Here is a 16,721-nt window from a genome sequence, read left to right as displayed (position 1 = left end):
ACGCCGGGCATTTTTTGTTTGTGTGTATATCGGTAATCTAAATTTAAATACGACTGCATTGCTGCTAAATAGCCGGGCCTGCTACATTTGTTGGTTCCCATCGGTCAAGAGTCCCATCTATAAAATATAACCAGTAGGCTTGCATAGTATCAGTAAACTGTAACACCTCTACAATTTTGTTGCTTCCAGGAAGCCGTTTTGAAGCTACAACGCCGCCAGGTTTTCTTCCAATAGCCTTTTGTGCTTCTTCCTTACTCATACCAATCTTAAGGGTGTTTGTATTCAAGCTTGTAAAAGTGGCACAAGATGTTAATAAAAAAGATGTGGCTGTTATAAACAGCATTTTTAGAACTATACGTTTCATATTAGGTTGAATTGGTTAGATTTAGGATGGGTATAAATTGCTTTGGTTTAATCAGCTGCAGATATGTTACAAAAAAAGCAGCAACCTTAAAGGCCGCTGCTTTTTTTGTCTGTTGATGAATTTAACGGACTATCTCCACTCTTTGTATTGGTTTATCAGTCCGTTGGTGGATGAATCGTGTGTGTTTACATCGTCATTGGTACGAAGCTCGGGCAGGATTTTTCCGGCCAGTTGCTTGCCTAATTCAACGCCCCACTGGTCAAAGCTGTAAATGTTCCAGATGATGCCCTGTACAAATATCTTATGCTCGTACATGGCAATCAATGAGCCTAAACTGCGCGGAGTAATCTTTTTCAGTAAGATGGAGTTTGTAGGGCGGTTGCCTTCAAAAACTTTAAAAGGAGCCAGCTTTTCAATCTCTTCTTCACTTTTACCGGAGGCTTTTAGCTCGGCTACTACCTCATCATAACTTTTGCCGTTCATCAAAGCTTCGGTTTGGGCAAAAAAGTTTGATAGCAGCAGGGTATGGTGCTCGCCTATAGGGTTGTGCGTTTGTGCCGGTGCTATAAAATCACAAGGAATCAATTTAGTACCTTGGTGAATCAGTTGATAAAAAGCGTGCTGGCCATTGGTGCCCGGCTCGCCCCAGATGATAGGTCCGGTTTGGTAATCCACTACGTCGCCGTTGCGGTCAACGTACTTACCGTTGCTTTCCATATCGCCTTGCTGAAAGTAGGCCGCAAAACGATGCATATACTGGTCGTACGGTAAAATAGCCTGGCTTTGTGCGCCAAAAAAGTTATTGTACAAAATGCCTAACAGCGCAGCAATAACCGGGATGTTCTGCTCCAGTTCCGTCTCGCGGAAGTGGTTATCCATCGCATGGGCACCGCCTAACAATGCTTCAAAATTATCAAAGCCCACGCCCAATGCTATCGAAAGGCCAATGGCGCTCCATAACGAGTAACGTCCGCCAACCCAATCCCAAAAACCAAACATGTTTTGGGTGTCAATACCAAATTTTTCAACTGCTGATGCATTGGTAGACAGTGCCGCAAAATGTTTGGCTATATCTGCCTCTGCTGCACCGGCCTTTAAAAACCATTCGCGTGCCGTATTGGCGTTGGCCATAGTTTCCTGCGTTGTAAAGGTTTTAGAGGCAATCAAAAATAAGGTAGTTTCGGCGTTTAGCTCTTTCAGCGTTTCGGCAATATGCGTACCGTCAACGTTTGATACAAAGTGCAGGTTTAAACGGGTTTTGTAAGCTTTCAGCGCTTCGGTAACCATTACTGGTCCTAAGTCTGAGCCGCCAATACCAATGTTTACCACGTCGGTAATTTCTTTGCCGGTGTAGCCTTTCCAGCTGCCATCAATTACTTGCTGGCTAAAAGTTTTCATGTGTTGCAGTACGGCGTTTACCTCAGGCATTACATCTTTACCTTCAACCATTACCGGAGTGTTACTTTGGTTGCGTAAAGCGGTATGCAGCACCGGGCGGTTCTCGGTTACGTTGATGGCTTCACCATTAAACATGGCTGCTATTGCATCGTTTAGTCTACACTCCCTGGCTAACTGTATTAATAAAGCTATACCTTTTTCGTCAATGCGGTTTTTAGAGTAATCGAATAAAAGGTCTTCAAAGTAGACTGAAAAATTGCTAAAACGATTTGAATCAGAAGCGAAAAGGTCTTTAATGTCAATATTTGTCTCGTTAAAGTAATCCGATAAATATTGATAAGCCTGCGTTGTTGTAAAATCAATGTTTGGCAGCATAATTGATAGATTATTTTCTCAAAAGTAAATTTTATTATTTGCTTTAGTCGACCGAAAGATATTAAATAATACCGGGCTTAACGTTAAAATTACACTATAATCTTAGTGTTTTTGATACACTATCAATTTAGCATATTGTTAAGTATTTTCATTATTTTTTTTGAAAATTGTAATTATTATTTATTATATTTGATTTGTTGACAATTTAATAGCTGAAACGTCGTTATATTATTAATCTGCTAAACAAAAAATTAAAGCCATGTTTGAGAAACTATTTTTGCTTGTTAAAAATAACGCCGGTACGGCAGTTATGAACAATCCGGTAATTCCAGCCGGTTCTCGTGAAGCTGTTTTAACTGAAGCTTCAAGTTCTATCATTGAGGTGTTAAAAAATCAAATGGAAAGTGGTCACATCAGTGACCTGGTTAAATACTTTAAGTTTTCGGGTACTTACAATGAGTCTTTGGTTACTTCCATCATCAATAGATTTGCAAGCAAGCTTAATAAGTTTTACAGCATCGATATGGCATCAGCCCAGGCTACTGCCACTGCACTGATTCCGACTGTAATGAAACAGCTGGTGCAATTAAGCAATAGCAAGCAAACTCAGGAGTTTGCTTTGGGTACTATGTTATCTAAACTTAACGGTAACCAAGCCGATTTAAACGGTTTGGTTGATAAGCTGATGGTTGCATAAGCCGCAATTGCAGATATAATATTTGAAAAGGCCTGTTGTAAACCAACAGGCCTTTTTGCTGTTTACTAAACTCACTATTTATCTATATTTGCCTTTATGACAAAAGAACAAGTACAGGATTTGAGGGATAGAGCAGCTTCCCTGAGGAGGCATCTTTGACATCGATAAAAAGCTTGAAGAATTAGCACGCGAACAGGAAATTACTGTTGGACCCGATTTCTGGAATGCCCCTAAAGAGGCTGAGAAAGTATTAGCTTCGATTAAGGTTAAAAAGGTTTGGACAGACGCTTTTCAAAAAGTAGTAGCTACTGTAGATGATACAGGCGTTTTGTACGAGTTTTACCAAAGTGGCGATGCTACCGAAGCCGAAATGAAGGAACAGTTTGATGCAGCCCTGAAAGCGGTTGAAGAACTGGAATTCAAAAACATGCTTTCGGCCGAAGAGGATCAGCTGAATGCGGTATTACAGATTACCGCCGGTGCCGGTGGTACCGAAAGTTGTGACTGGGCCTATATGCTGATGCGTATGTATATGATGTGGGCCGAAAAAAATGGTTACAAAGTTACCGAACAGGATTACCAGGAGGGTGATGTGGCAGGTATTAAAACGGTTACCCTGCAAATAGAAGGTGATTTTGCTTACGGCTACTTAAAAGGCGAAAACGGTGTGCACCGGCTTGTTCGTGTATCTCCGTTTGATGCCAACGCCAAACGCCATACCTCATTTGCCTCGGTGTATGTGTATCCGTTGGTAGATGATACTATTGAGATTGAGGTTAACCCGGCAGATATCGAATTTGAAACCTTCCGTTCGGGCGGTGCAGGCGGACAAAACGTAAACAAAGTGGAAACTGCAGTGCGTTTATATCACAAACCTTCGGGCATTGTTATAAAAAATCAGGAGTCGCGTTCGCAATTGCAGAATAAGGAAAACGCCATCCGCTTACTTAAATCTCAGTTATATGAAATTGAGATGCGCAAGCGTATGGAAACCACCAATGCTATTGAGGGTAACAAAAAGAAAATAGAGTGGGGATCGCAGATACGCAACTATGTATTGCACCCTTACAAACTGGTTAAAGATTTACGTACCGACCACGAAACCTCAAACGCGCAGGCAGTGCTCGACGGTGAGCTTGACGACTTTTTAAAAGCTTACCTGATGGAGTTTGGCGGTCCGAAGAGTTAACAAAAGCTGTATAAAATGAAGCTTGGCAATACAGGTAAATGGTTATTCGTCTATGGTATCCTGTTGGGTGCGGTAGTGCTGTTTAACGTATTGCCAGGCTTTAAATCCGGACCTTGCACGCCAAATCTTGATGTGCTATCATTTCTGCTTGTTGGCTTAACTACTGCAATATTAATGGTTCGGGGTGTGGTGAAGTATTACACCAAAGCAATAAGAGGCAAAATTCTATTAATTAATATTATCGGATTTGCTGCCTGGTGTTTTATTATGTTTGTGTTATAACCAATTACAAATTCAGCAAATACATGAAAAGCATTTTGTCAGCCGTGTTGTTCACGGTGATAGCCTTATCTGCCGTAGCTCAGGAGAGCAAGCCCATCAAGCTGTACCCCAAAGGTGTGCCCAATTCAAAAGCTGCACCTGCAGGCTACGCCGAAAGGAACGAGAGCAACCGGGTAAGTATGGTAACCGATCCGGTGATTACGCCGTTTTTTCCGGAGAAAGGTAAAGGTAGTGGTACGGCCGTTATTGTTTGTCCGGGTGGCGGCTATTCGCGGTTAGCGATGGATCATGAAGGTACTGCCGTAGCTAAGAAGTTTAACGAGATTGGCGTTACCGCTTTTGTGCTCACTTACCGCTTGCCAAGCGACGCCATTATGGTAGATAAAACCATCGGCCCCTTACAGGATGCGCAACGTGCTGTACAGTTAGTTCGGGAGCGTGCGCAGGAGTGGGGTGTTAATCCGGCCCGTGTAGGTATTATTGGTTTTTCGGCAGGTGGACATCTGGCTTCTACGGCTATCACTCATTTTGATAAGCCCGTAATAGATAACAAACAGAACATTAGCCTCCGCCCTGATTTTGGTGTGTTAATTTATCCGGTAATCAGCTTTGGCCCAATCGCTCATACCGGGTCTAAGGATAATTTAATTGGTAAAACACCAACACCCGAAATGGTTGACTTGTATTCGAACGAGAAACAGGTAACGGCCAATACGCCGCCCACTTTTTTAGTACATGCCGAAGATGATAAAACCGTACCGGTAATGAACAGCATCGTGTTTTACGAAGCTATGGTGAAAGCCGGAGTAAAAGGCGAACTTCACCTGTTTCAGGCCGGTGGGCATGGGTTTGGTTTAATTAATAAAACTACTAAAGCCGAATGGTTTAACAACTGTAAAGACTGGATGGATGCAAATGGCTGGTTAACCCCTCTTAAATAAATACTGCAAATAATACTGATGTTGTTTTTTGCCGTCATATTAGCCATTGCCATACCGATTGTATTGTTGGTATTATTTTACAGATGGATGGTTAGGTTACGATTAAAAAAAGTCGGTATCGCAGTTGTTTCACTGATTTGCGCTTTTTTTGCCTATAACATCTACGTCGCCATTTATCCAAATGATGCTTTTTACTTCGACGAATTTAAATCGGTAACGCTTAGCGAAATTCCGGCATCAGCAGAAATACTCAATAAAAATGCAACTTATCCTGATTTTCACGGTGAATACTTTTCTATTGCATTGATAAAGCTGTCTAAAAAGGATTTTACCTCAGTCTTGAATAAGGTTGAAAGTAATCCCAAGCTTCAGCCTGGCCAAATTATTTGGTCTTCAGAGTTTGACAACGTTCTGGATCATGGCAAGGAATTTTCAATAAACAAAGGATTTATGAGATGTATAAAAGGCGAGGAGGATCAGCATCGATATATTGGATTTTTAAAAGATGGTGAAACAGTGGTTGTTGTTGTTGTTAGCATCACCTAAGTAATTTCTGTTTTATAAATTGCTTAAGCCAATGCAGTTAACGGTCCGTTCGTTTCATTAGTTTATTTATTTAATCTAACTAATCATGTCAGCTGGTGAATGGAGGCGAATGGCTGGTTAAGTAAATAACCGGCAAATCAAATTCGTAACTACATAAGCAAGGCTTATCTGAAATTAAAGCGTTTCAGATAAGCCTTGTTAATTAACTGGCCATACGGAATCATGGCATAATCATACAGACTGAACCATGGCGAATCGCTTTGTACAATTTGTATGTTTTGAGCAGGGATAAAGCTTTGCGCTAACAAAAACTTTTTTTGCCTGGTGGTTTTGTTTTCTACCACGTTCATCACTATAAAACAATGGCCCGGAGAGCCGCCTTTGATAAATAAATCTCCTGCTTGTATGTCTGCTGCGTTGTTTACCGGCTGCAACTCTCTTTCAAGCGATAAAGTTCCGGCATAAGAAAATACCAGGTCCAGATACTGCTGGAAAGTATTGTAAGAATAACTTTTAGGAGCCAGTTTTTTCCAGGTGCCGTTTTGCTGGTAGCGGTATCCCTCGGCAAAATGGACGAAGTCGCAATTAAAGCCGCTGGTAAAATTAAAGTGAAGCGCCCGGTAATTTCTTTTGCTATAAAGATATTCGGCAATCAGCCTTATCGCTGCATCTGCACATTGCTGCAATCCGTTTTTTCTAACGCTAATGTCCAACACTCCAGCGGTATACCGGTTGGTGTGCGCAAAGTTTCCAGCATAGGTTAGAGTAGGGGTGCCCACGGGTTTAAGCGGCCGGTGCAGCAACCAATCGCCAAACGATTGCCTGGATAAGTGAGCATGGTTGTAACCGGTAGGCGCTTTAAAACGGGAACCTACCGTGTTGCCGGTTTTAACGATGGGCGTATTAGGATGCAGGGTTACCAATAAAAGCAACCATAGTAAGGCTTTAAGCATAACAGGTTATATGCCTAAAGCTATCAATAAATTATCGGCAATTGCTACTGTAATACGTTTAATAATTCGGTTAATTCCTGCACTTTTTCCATCGAACCTAATTGCTCATACGCGCTGATGAGGTTACGTAAAATGCGGCGCACAATATCGGTATTGGTGCAGGGTTCGTAAAACTGCTTGTCAATATTTAAATTGAGCTGTTTTAAAAACATGTCTACATCGCGGCGCCCAAAAATGAAACCTTTGTTAAAGGCGTTAATGTAAAACAAAACGCCGCTCTCAAACTCCGACTTGGTACTTTCATCCAAGTAAGCTAGGATGAAGTGCTGCGGAAGGTTTACTCCATAAATAGGAATGTCCAGCTTTTGCGCAATCACCGAGTAAATAATAGCCAGCGATATCTGGTTGCCCTTTTTAGTTTCGAGTACCTGGCTCAGATAACTGTTTTGCGGATCCTGGTGGTTGGTAGTATTGCCGCTGAAGCCATAAATATTATACAGCACGTGATTAATCAGCTTCACCTGGTCGGCTGGGCTGCCTTCAAACATCATCTGCATCCAGATGTCGCGCTTTATGGCTTCAATCTGGTTAATTACTTTTTGTTCATCCAGGTCGGGGTATTGGTATTTGTTGATGATGAGCGCGCCGCGCAGCAAATCAAAAGAACCGCTTTGGTGCCATAGCTCCAGTTCGTTTTTTACCAGGCTAAATTGTATCTCGTGTACCAGGTTAGCAATGCGTTCTTGCTGTACAGCGTCAAAGGCCTGTTCAAAGGCGCTTTCTAAATAAGAAACCACGGTAGGGCCGTACGATAGCAGCTTTTCGTGCACGTGGGCATATATTTCCTGATCCGGGTCGTCCAGCAATCGGATGAGCGAGTTAATTTCAGCTTCGTTAATCATGTTCACCTCGTTCTTCAAATTATTAAAGCTTTATCTATTTTTACAACCATGTTTAACCTAAAGTTTGCTTTAAGTTACTTTTTTCATCAGCTTAAAGCCATTAACCGGCACGGGTTGCATTCGCCCTTTGTGTACCGGCTGGTTGATGAAGTAATTTACGACTTTTCGAATAAAAAAGTATATACCGATCTTGAAAAAGCACTGCAGCCGCGCAAAAAATTAAATGCTGCAGACAAACTGTTGTATCGACTTACTGCTGATTGGCAGCCAGATAATATCAGTGTGATTGGCAAATGTACACCGTTTGATCAGCTTGTTTTAAATCGTGCCGCACCTCAATCTAATCTATTTGAGAATCAACCTCAACAGATCGAAAATTTCTCCGATGCGCATACTCTCATATTTATAGATGCAGCCATTAATAGCCAATTAAACCAGGAAGATTTGCGCCAATTATTAGCTACCTTACGGAGCGGGGCAGTACTCATCGTAAAAAACAATCATCAAAATAATAAAGCTTATGCGTTGTGGAAACTTATTAAAGCTGCTCCACACGTTACCGTGTCTATTGACCTGTTTTGGTTAGGATTGATTTATTATCGTCCTGGACAAGTGAAGGAGGACTTTTTTATAAAATTTTAATAAACTACCTCTAAAAAGCCTCGCCCAGGCTTAAATAAAAGCCTTGTTGCCTGGCTTCGCCTGCAGGCTTTTGGCCAACACCATAATCAACACGCATGGTTAGGCCTTTTTCGGTGTCAAAAAAGTAGCGCAGTCCTCCACCATAATTGGGCTTAAGCTGGTTAAAACTAAAGCTATCCTTAAAGACGGTACCCGTCCCTGCGAAAGCTGCCAGGCCTATGCGGTCGCTTAAGCGGTAACGCAGCTCGGTTTGCCCGGCAATCATGTTCTTATCGCGGTAGCGGCCGTTATAGTAACCACGCATCATCTCGTCGTTGCCCAATTCGGGTAGTAGATAAAATGGCGCTTCTTTACCTAACAAGCTTTGCTCTTGCACATTTAAGCCTAATACCCACCGTTTTTGTAACCGGAAGAATTGAGCGTATTCTATATTAAAAAAGCTGCCTTTATAATGGTTGTCGGCAAAGAGGCCGTGCATTATATTAAGGTAGGCGTTTACAATTATACCTTTATGGGTATAAGTATTGTTGTCGCGGCTATCAAAGGTAACCATTGGCCCTGCAAAAATGCCCGAACCGCCATTGCGGTCATTGTAATTAAATTGTGCCTCAAAAGGTTTACCCGTATTGTCAATACGGTAAACAAAATTGTAACCGCCCAATAAGTAACCTAAGTATAGGTTTTGGCCAATGCGCTTTTCTCCGTTAAAGTTAAGGCGTAATCGTTTCTCGCTGATGCGCTGCTCTGCTGATTTTCGGGTGTTGTTGCCAATGCCATAATAATCAAACGGAAAATTAACGTAGCCAACAGATGCTATATAATGATAGCGGTTTTGCGGCGACCAATAGCTGCTGCTCACACTGGCCCGTTGCTGGCCTTGAGTGGTAAAGGTAGCATAGGCAAACAGGTTAGATACCCGGGTTATCCGGCTACTATCGGTAAAAAAAGAATATAGGGTAGAGGCGCCTACCTCCAAACCGGTTTCGGGAGCCGAACTTAGTACAGGCAGCAAAAAAAAGCTGGCTTTGCGGCTGCTGTCTTTTTCAAACAACATACGTCTAACAAACTTCGGGATAAATTTAGGCTGAGCTTGTACTAAAGCAAAGTTGCCCGATAGTATGGATATGAAGAGTATGAATTTTCTCATTAACAAGGTAGCAGGGTTGAATAAAGTGCAAAGGTATATTTATTGTTTGCAGTGTAAGCAAGGCATGTATGAACAAGTGCAGGTAGATGGCACAGCGTCAATAAGGTTTCATTTCTTGTCTCCAAGTTATAAATTTAAACAAAATACCTACCTTTGCGCCTGATTTTAAATCGATTGGACAATGGAAGTTACAAGAGGACCTATATCTCAGTTTATTGAGAAAAATTACCGCCATTTTAATGCTGCAGCATTAATGGACGCCGCTAAAGGCTATGAAACACACTTGTTAGAGGGTGGTAAAATGATGGTAACCCTGGCCGGTGCGATGAGTACTGCCGAATTAGGTATTTCGCTGGCGGAAATGATACGTCAGGATAAAATTGCCATTATATCGTGTACCGGTGCTAATCTCGAAGAGGACATCATGAACCTGGTGGCACACTCACATTACAAACGCGTACCTAATTACCGCGACTTGAGTCCGCAGGATGAATGGGACTTATTGGAGAACCACTATAACCGGGTAACTGATACCTGTATTCCCGAAGAAGAAGCATTTCGCCGTTTACAAAAGCATATATACCAGATCTGGAAAGGTGCCGACGATAAAGGCGAGCGTTATTTTCCGCATGAATACATGTATAAGATATTGCTGAGTGGCGAGTTGGAGCAGTATTATGAGATTGACCCTAAAAACTCATGGATGCTGGCTGCTGCCGAAAAAAACCTGCCAATTGTAGTACCGGGCTGGGAAGACTCAACCATGGGTAACATCTTTGCTTCTTACGTTATTAAGGGCAAGATTAAAGCTGTTACTATGAAGAGCGGTATTGAGTACATGGCATGGCTGGCCGATTGGTACGTAAAGAATTCAGAAGGCAAGGGCATTGGTTTCTTCCAGATTGGCGGTGGTATAGCCGGCGATTTCCCGATTTGCGTAGTACCTATGCTTTACCAGGATATGGAAATGGAAAAAATTCCGTTCTGGAGCTACTTCTGCCAGATATCTGATTCAACTACTTCTTATGGTTCATACTCAGGCGCAGTACCTAATGAGAAAATTACCTGGGGTAAATTAGACATTCACACTCCTAAATTTATAGTTGAGTCTGACGCTACGATTGTAGCACCATTAATATTTGCCTGGTTGCTTAAACAGTAAAATAGTTTTTGGTTTGTGCAAGCCGCTATAAGGCAATTAAATAGCAAAATGCGCTTAAAACAGCCCTGTAAACACCTGCAGGGCTGTTTTTTTTTATAGTTTAGAACGATTATAAATTATAAACAACTGTCACTAATTTGTCAGCCATAGTTTATAAAATTTTACTTTTGTGGACTGAAAATAGCGGGTTACTTACGTCTTTTATAGGTAACTGTTATCAAATACTTAAAATATCTAAGCATAAATACACTCTATGAGAAAATTCTCATTACTTCTTAAACAGTTTTCAAGGTCAGTTTTACTCGTAGCGGGCTTGGCAACTATGGGCTTATCTGCTCATGCGCAGGCTGATGCTGCAAAGGGTGAAGCTTTATTTAAAGCTAAATGTACTTCGTGTCATAAGCTTGATCAGCGTATGACCGGCCCGGCCTTAGGTCCAACCATCACTTCCGAAACGGATGACAAATGGTTAACCAAATGGATCCAAAACAACCAGGCTTTAATTGCAGCTAAAGATCCTAAAGCGCTTAAGGTTTACAACGAGTATAACCAGGCGGGCATGAACGTGTTCACCGAATTAAGCGACGGTGATGTAGCTAACATTATTACTTACGTTCGTACTGAGTACAAAAAAATGCAGGCTGCGCCGGCAGGAGGTGCTGCCGCCGGTGGTGCTGCTGCTGCGGCTTCTGATACGCCAAGCAGCTTTATGATTTTCGGTTTGTTGGCCGTTATCGTTGTTGCGTTTATTGTTATCCTGGTGCTTAACCGCGCCATCGGTACTCTAGAGCGTCTATTATTAAAACGTAAAGATTTACTGCCAGAAGAAACTGCCGAAACTGAAGAAGTTGTTGCCGTTGACCGTTTTGCAACTGTTAAGAAGTTAGCTAAAAACAAGAAGCTGGTATTCTTCTTTGTAGTGGCTGGTACATTGGCTATGGGCAGCTGGAGCTGGGTAACCATGTGGAACACTAACGTGCACCAGGGCTACCAACCGGTACAGCCAATCAAATACTCACACGAGCTGCACGCCGGTGTGATGAAGATTAACTGTCAGTACTGTCACTCACCTGCTTATAAAGGCAAAAACGCTACTATCCCATCATTAAATATTTGTATGAACTGTCACAAGGTGGTTAAAACCGAATCGCCTGAGATTCACAAAATTTATGATGCTTTAGGTTACGATCCTGCAACGCAGAAATATGATACCACTAAAGCCCGCCCTATACAGTGGGTGCGTATCCATAACCTGCCAGACTTTGCCTATTTCAACCACTCTCAGCACGTTAAAGTTGCTGGCTTAGAGTGTCAAAAATGTCACGGTCCTATCCAAACCATGAAAGAGGTGTATCAGTATTCACCACTTACCATGAAATGGTGTATCCAGTGTCACCGCCGTACCGAAACCGGCTTTAAAGGTAACGCCTATTATGATAACATGATAGAAGTACACGAGCGTTTAAAACGCGGTGAAAAAGTTACTGCTGCCGCACTGGGTGGTTTAGAGTGTGCTAAATGCCACTATTAATTAATTAAAAAGAACTTAGCAAAATAGTTATATAGCTTAAATGGAAAGCAACAAAAAATACTGGAAAGGTTTAGAAGAGCTGAACAATACCCCGGAGTTTGTTGAATTAAACAAACACGAGTTTGCCGAGCCTATTCCTATTGAGGATGTGCTTAGCGGTACCGGCCTTACCGGTAAAACACCGCGTCGTAACTTTTTAAAAACGCTGGGCTTTGGTTTAGGTGCTGTTTCTTTAGCGGCTTGCCAGAAAACTCCTGTACATAAATCTATTCCTTACCTGATAAAACCGGAGGAGGTAACTCCTGGTGTAGCTAACTTCTACGTATCAAGTTACAACGGTCAATCCATATTAGTAAAAACCCGTGAGGGTCGTCCTATTAAAATTGAAGGTAACCCAGGTGATGTATTAGGTCAGGGTGGTGTAAATGCTCAAACTCAAGCATCATTACTGGAATTATATAATGCTAACCGTTTGAAAGGCCCTATGCAAGATGGCGGCGAAACTGCCTGGAGTGCCTTAGATACTTATGTAAAAAACGAACTGGCAGCTATTAAAGCCAGTGGTAAACAAATACGTATTGTGTCATCAACCATTAACAGCCCTTCGAGCTTAAGGGTGATTAATGATTTTGTTGCACAATACCCAACTACTAAACTTGTTAATTACGATCCAATCTCGTTAACTGGTATTATCCAGGCTAACCAAAATAGTTTTGGTAAAGCGGTGCTTCCGCGTTACAGCTTTGATAAAGCCGATGTAATTGTAAGCTTTGGTGCCGACTTTTTAGGCCCATGGATTTCGCAGGCTGAGCACATGCGTCAGTATGTGTCTAAACGCAGCCACAAGGCGTTAGAAGGTAAAAAGATGTCGCGCCACATCCAGTTTGAGTCTCGCATGAGCTTAACCGGAAGTAACGCAGACACCCGTATCCCGCTTAAGCCATCTGAAGAAGGTATTGCTTTAATTAATTTATATAACGCTATATCAGGTACATCTTTACCAGGCTCTAAAAAACTATCTAACGCGGCTACAGATAACGCAGTTACATTAGCGGCAAAAGAGTTAGTTGCTGCAAAAGGCCGTGCCTTAGTAGTAGCCGGTAGCAATGATGTTGCCATACAGGTTTTAGTAAATGCCATCAACTCTTTGTTGGGCAGCTACGGAACAACTATCGATTTGGATAACCCGTCTTACCAATACAAAGGTAATGATGCCGAAATGGTAGCGCTGTTAAATGAAATGAAATCAGGCCAGGTTGGCGCCGTATTTTTCTTAAATGCTAACCCGGTTTATAACTACTACCAAAGCAGCGCATTTGCTGACGCATTGAAAAAAGTAGGCCTGAGAGTATCGTTTGCTGATTATGCTGATGAAACTGCATCTCAGTGTAATGTAATTGCTACCAACAGCCACTTCCTGGAATCATGGGGTGACGAAAATTCGGTAGAAGGATACTACACCATTGTACAGCCAACTATTAACCCGGTATATGATAGCCGTAAAGCTGAGCAAAGCTTGCTGGTATGGTCAAATGCCCCAGTTAAAGATTATTATACTTACGTACGCAACACCTGGAATACTAACATCTTACCTCAGGCTGGTTTAGCCGGTCAGAACGGTTGGGAAACTTTATTGCAAACTGGTTTTGTTAAAACTACTGCTAAACCTGCAGGTACTTATACCTTCAGCCGTGATTTGAATGCTGTAGCGCAAACAATTTTAAGCCAAAGTGCTAAGATTGCTGCACCTCAAGGCAAGTTAGAATTACAGGTATTTGAAAGTAATACTGTTTTAGACGGACGTTACGCAAATAACCCATGGCTACAGGAATTACCCGACCCAATCTCTAAAGTTACCTGGGATAACTATGTAGCTATAGCGCCTAAAACTGCTAAGGACCTAAAATTAGAAGAAGGTGATGTTGTTAAAGTAACTGCCAACAATTACACTACTGAATTACCTTTATTATTACAGCCAGGCCAGGCGCAGGGTACTATCTCTATCGCTTTAGGTTACGGCCGTACTAAATCTGGTAAAGTAGGAGACGAGGTTGGTAAAAATGCTTTCCCATTCTTAGCTTTTGCTAACGGAACATTCCAGGGCAATACAGTGGCAACACTGGAAGGTGTTGGCGGCGACAAAGTAGTTTTAGCTCAAACACAAACCCACCACTCATACGAAGGTCGTGATGTAATCCGCGAGACTACTTTACAGCAGTACCTTAAAAAGTCTGAAGAAAAAGGCGAAAAAGAAGGTGGCGAAAAAGAAACCTACAGTCTTTGGGACGAGTATGACCGTCCGCAGTACGACTGGGTGATGGCTATTGACCTTAACGCTTGTACCGGTTGTGGTGCCTGTGTAGTTGCTTGTAATGTAGAAAATAACGTACCGGTAGTAGGACGTGACGAGGTTCGCCGTCGTCGTGAGATGCACTGGATCAGGATTGACCGTTACTACAGCTATGACGAAAAGGGCCATACCGTAACAGAAGAGAAAGAAATTGATAAACTGGAAAACTTAGACAACGTTTCGGTTACCTATCAGCCAATGCTTTGTCAGCACTGTGACCATGCTCCGTGCGAAACAGTATGTCCGGTGTTAGCTACCACCCACTCTTCTGAAGGTTTAAACCAAATGACCTACAACCGTTGTGTAGGTACACGTTACTGTGCTAACAACTGTCCGTATAAAGTACGTCGTTTCAACTGGTTTAACTACTGGAACGATTCACGTTTCGAAAATTACCTGCAAAACGATTATACTGAGTTAGTATTGAACCCAGATGTTACTACCCGTTTCCGTGGTGTAATGGAAAAATGTTCAATGTGTGTTCAGCGTATCCAAGCCGGTAAATTGAACGCTAAATTGCAAAAACGTCCGTTAGCCGATGGCGAGATTAAAGTTGCTTGTCAGCAAACTTGTCCTACTAACGCCATCATTTTTGGTAACGCCAAAGATCCGAACTCTGAAGTTTCAAAAGCACTTAAGAGCGAAAGAACTTATTACGTGCTTGAAGAACTTAACGTTAAGCCAGGTATCGGTTACCAAGCCAAAGTTAGAAACAGAGAAGCAGCAACAACAGAAGCATAAACTTAATTACACGAGATATAATATACTATGGCATCTCACAGTGAATCAATAATCAGGGAACCGTTAATTACGGGCAAGAACATAACCTATGCCCAGATAACTAATGAGGTTTTACGCCCTGTTGAAAATAAACCCAACTTAGCCTGGTGGATCGGTTTTGCTTTAGCATCAGCCGGCGCTGCTCTTTGGGTATTCTCTATAAGCTGGACTTTTTGGTTCGGTGTAGGGGAGTGGGGCTTGAACAAAACAGTAGGCTGGGCCTGGGACATCACCGGTTTCGTATGGTGGGTAGGTATCGGTCACGCTGGTACACTTATTTCTGCGGTATTATTGTTGTTCCGTCAAAACTGGCGTAACTCGATCAACCGATCCGCCGAGGCGATGACCATCTTTGCGGTTATTTGTGCGGCCACATACATCTTTGGCCACATGGGCCGCCCTTGGTTAGCTTATTGGACATTGCCGCTGCCAAACCAGTACGGTTCGTTATGGGTAAACTGGAACTCGGCTTTGATGATGGACGTGTTCGCGATATCAACTTATTTCTCTGTATCATTAGTGTTTTGGTACACAGGTTTGTTACCCGATATTGCCAGCATCCGCGACCGTGCAACAGGTTTACGTCGCCGCATCTATTCTGTTCTTTCTTTTGGATGGTCTGGTTCGGTAAAAACCTGGCAGCGTTTCGAAACTGTCTCATTAATTCTGGCCGGTATTTCAACTCCGCTGGTACTTTCGGTACACACCATTGTATCTTTTGACTTTGCTACTTCATTGGAACCAGGATGGCATACCACCATCTTCCCGCCATACTTCGTTGCTGGTGCGATTTTCTCTGGTTTTGCGATGGTGCAAACCCTGTTATTAATTGCCCGCAAGGTATTAGGTCTCGAGAACTACATCACCATGTTCCACATTGAATCAATGAACAAGATTATCTTGTTAACCGGTTCAATTGTAGGTGTGGCTTACATCACTGAGTTCTTCATAGCCTGGTATTCCGGTTCAGAATATGAGCAATATGCCTTTATCAACCGTTCAACCGGTCCATACTGGTGGGCTTACTGGAGCATGATGACTTGTAACGTAATTACGCCGCAGTTATTCTGGTTCAAAAAGATCCGTATCAACATCCCGTTATCATGGGTCTTGTCTATCATTGTAAACATCGGTATGTGGTTTGAGCGTTTCGTGATCATCGTAACTTCACTGCACCGCGATTTCCTTCCGTCAAGCTGGGTGATGTTCTATCCTACCTGGACAGATGTGGGTATCTTTGTAGGTTCAATCGGCTTATTCTTTGTGATGTTCCTGTTGTTCATCCGTGTATTACCTTCTGTAGCTATGGCCGAGGTGAAACTGCTGGTGAAAACTTCGAGTGAGCAGGCTAAGAAAAAGATTCTTGAAGAAGGTCATGTTGACCCTGAGCAAGCAGAGGAGTATATTCAGTCATTAGAAAAGTACGACAGTGTTGATTTAACTCAATACCAAAAAGCATAAC

At 42.4% G+C, this 16,721-nt stretch carries 15 protein-coding genes; 10 read left to right on the top strand and 5 right to left on the bottom strand.

All coding sequences use genetic code 11. From position 1 onward, the window contains the following. Positions 1–64: 64 nt before the first annotated feature. Entirely contained in the window at positions 65–364 is a 300-nt protein-coding gene (locus AAGR14_RS19070) for a hypothetical protein (RefSeq protein WP_342645833.1), read from the bottom strand. A 129-nt stretch (positions 365–493) separates the two neighbouring features. Beyond that, positions 494–2,137: a glucose-6-phosphate isomerase gene (gene pgi, locus AAGR14_RS19065; protein WP_342645832.1), complete on the bottom strand. Its 1,644-nt coding sequence runs from the start codon at positions 2,135–2,137 to the stop codon at positions 494–496. Between the two features lie 259 nt (positions 2,138–2,396). Between pgi and AAGR14_RS19060 the strand changes: the two genes are divergently transcribed. The 5 genes from AAGR14_RS19060 to AAGR14_RS19040 all read left to right on the top strand — a co-directional run bounded on the left by AAGR14_RS19060 (position 2,397) and on the right by AAGR14_RS19040 (position 5,792). Further along, a complete protein-coding gene (locus tag AAGR14_RS19060) occupies positions 2,397–2,834 on the top strand; it encodes a hypothetical protein (protein WP_342645831.1) in 438 nt (145 codons plus the stop codon). A gap of 96 nt (positions 2,835–2,930) precedes the next feature. After that, a protein-coding gene (prfB, locus tag AAGR14_RS19055) for a peptide chain release factor 2 (protein ID WP_342645830.1) occupies positions 2,931–4,023 on the top strand; the annotation gives its coding sequence in 2 pieces (ribosomal slippage) (positions 2,931–2,990 and positions 2,992–4,023; 1,092 coding nt in all). Positions 4,024–4,038: 15 nt separating this feature from the next. Continuing rightward, positions 4,039–4,305 carry a hypothetical protein gene (locus AAGR14_RS19050; RefSeq protein WP_342645829.1) on the top strand — a complete coding sequence of 89 codons (267 nt, stop codon included), beginning with the start codon at positions 4,039–4,041 and terminating at the stop codon, positions 4,303–4,305. Between the two features lie 23 nt (positions 4,306–4,328). Continuing rightward, positions 4,329–5,246 carry an alpha/beta hydrolase gene (locus tag AAGR14_RS19045; RefSeq protein ID WP_342645828.1) on the top strand — a complete coding sequence of 306 codons (918 nt, stop codon included), beginning with the start codon at positions 4,329–4,331 and terminating at the stop codon, positions 5,244–5,246. Between the two features lie 18 nt (positions 5,247–5,264). Beyond that, positions 5,265–5,792 (top strand): hypothetical protein, encoded by a 528-nt coding sequence (locus tag AAGR14_RS19040; protein ID WP_342645827.1) that lies wholly within the window; start codon positions 5,265–5,267, stop codon positions 5,790–5,792. A 164-nt stretch (positions 5,793–5,956) separates the two neighbouring features. Here AAGR14_RS19040 and AAGR14_RS19035 read toward each other — a convergent pair whose 3' ends face one another. Together AAGR14_RS19035 and AAGR14_RS19030 are read right to left on the bottom strand one after the other, a co-directional pair. Beyond that, complete coding sequence (locus AAGR14_RS19035) at positions 5,957–6,745, bottom strand: DUF4846 domain-containing protein (RefSeq protein WP_342645826.1); 789 nt, start codon at positions 6,743–6,745, stop codon at positions 5,957–5,959. 44 nt (positions 6,746–6,789) lie between these two features. After that, positions 6,790–7,647, bottom strand: a complete 858-nt coding sequence (locus AAGR14_RS19030) for a transglutaminase-like domain-containing protein (RefSeq protein ID WP_342648707.1) — start codon at positions 7,645–7,647, stop codon at positions 6,790–6,792. Between the two features lie 48 nt (positions 7,648–7,695). On the opposite strand from AAGR14_RS19030, the gene AAGR14_RS19025 reads away from it, so the two are divergent. Then, positions 7,696–8,289, top strand: coding sequence for a hypothetical protein (locus AAGR14_RS19025; protein WP_342645825.1), 594 nt, complete (start codon positions 7,696–7,698; stop codon positions 8,287–8,289). A 10-nt stretch (positions 8,290–8,299) separates the two neighbouring features. Here the strand turns inward: AAGR14_RS19025 and AAGR14_RS19020 are convergent, their stop codons facing one another. Further along, positions 8,300–9,436: a polymerase gene (locus tag AAGR14_RS19020; protein WP_342645824.1), complete on the bottom strand. Its 1,137-nt coding sequence runs from the start codon at positions 9,434–9,436 to the stop codon at positions 8,300–8,302. 181 nt (positions 9,437–9,617) lie between these two features. Here AAGR14_RS19020 and AAGR14_RS19015 point away from each other — a divergent pair, with 181 nt between their 5' ends. The 4 genes from AAGR14_RS19015 (at position 9,618) to nrfD (ending at position 16,720) form a co-directional block, all read left to right on the top strand. Beyond that, a complete protein-coding gene (locus AAGR14_RS19015) occupies positions 9,618–10,598 on the top strand; it encodes a deoxyhypusine synthase family protein (RefSeq protein WP_342645823.1) in 981 nt (326 codons plus the stop codon). 253 nt (positions 10,599–10,851) lie between these two features. Next, positions 10,852–12,129 carry a cytochrome c3 family protein gene (locus tag AAGR14_RS19010; protein ID WP_342645822.1) on the top strand — a complete coding sequence of 426 codons (1,278 nt, stop codon included), beginning with the start codon at positions 10,852–10,854 and terminating at the stop codon, positions 12,127–12,129. Between the two features lie 40 nt (positions 12,130–12,169). Then, positions 12,170–15,220 (top strand): TAT-variant-translocated molybdopterin oxidoreductase, encoded by a 3,051-nt coding sequence (locus AAGR14_RS19005; RefSeq protein WP_342645821.1) that lies wholly within the window; start codon positions 12,170–12,172, stop codon positions 15,218–15,220. A 27-nt stretch (positions 15,221–15,247) separates the two neighbouring features. Continuing rightward, positions 15,248–16,720, top strand: a complete 1,473-nt coding sequence (nrfD, locus tag AAGR14_RS19000) for an NrfD/PsrC family molybdoenzyme membrane anchor subunit (protein WP_342645820.1) — start codon at positions 15,248–15,250, stop codon at positions 16,718–16,720. Position 16,721 lies beyond the last annotated feature (1 nt).

The sequence above is a fragment of the Mucilaginibacter sp. CSA2-8R genome, from assembly GCF_038806765.1.
Taxonomy (GTDB): Bacteria; Bacteroidota; Bacteroidia; order Sphingobacteriales; family Sphingobacteriaceae; genus Mucilaginibacter.
The sequence above is the reverse complement of the archived record's forward strand: the minus strand, read 5'-3'. Positions and strand labels throughout refer to the sequence as shown.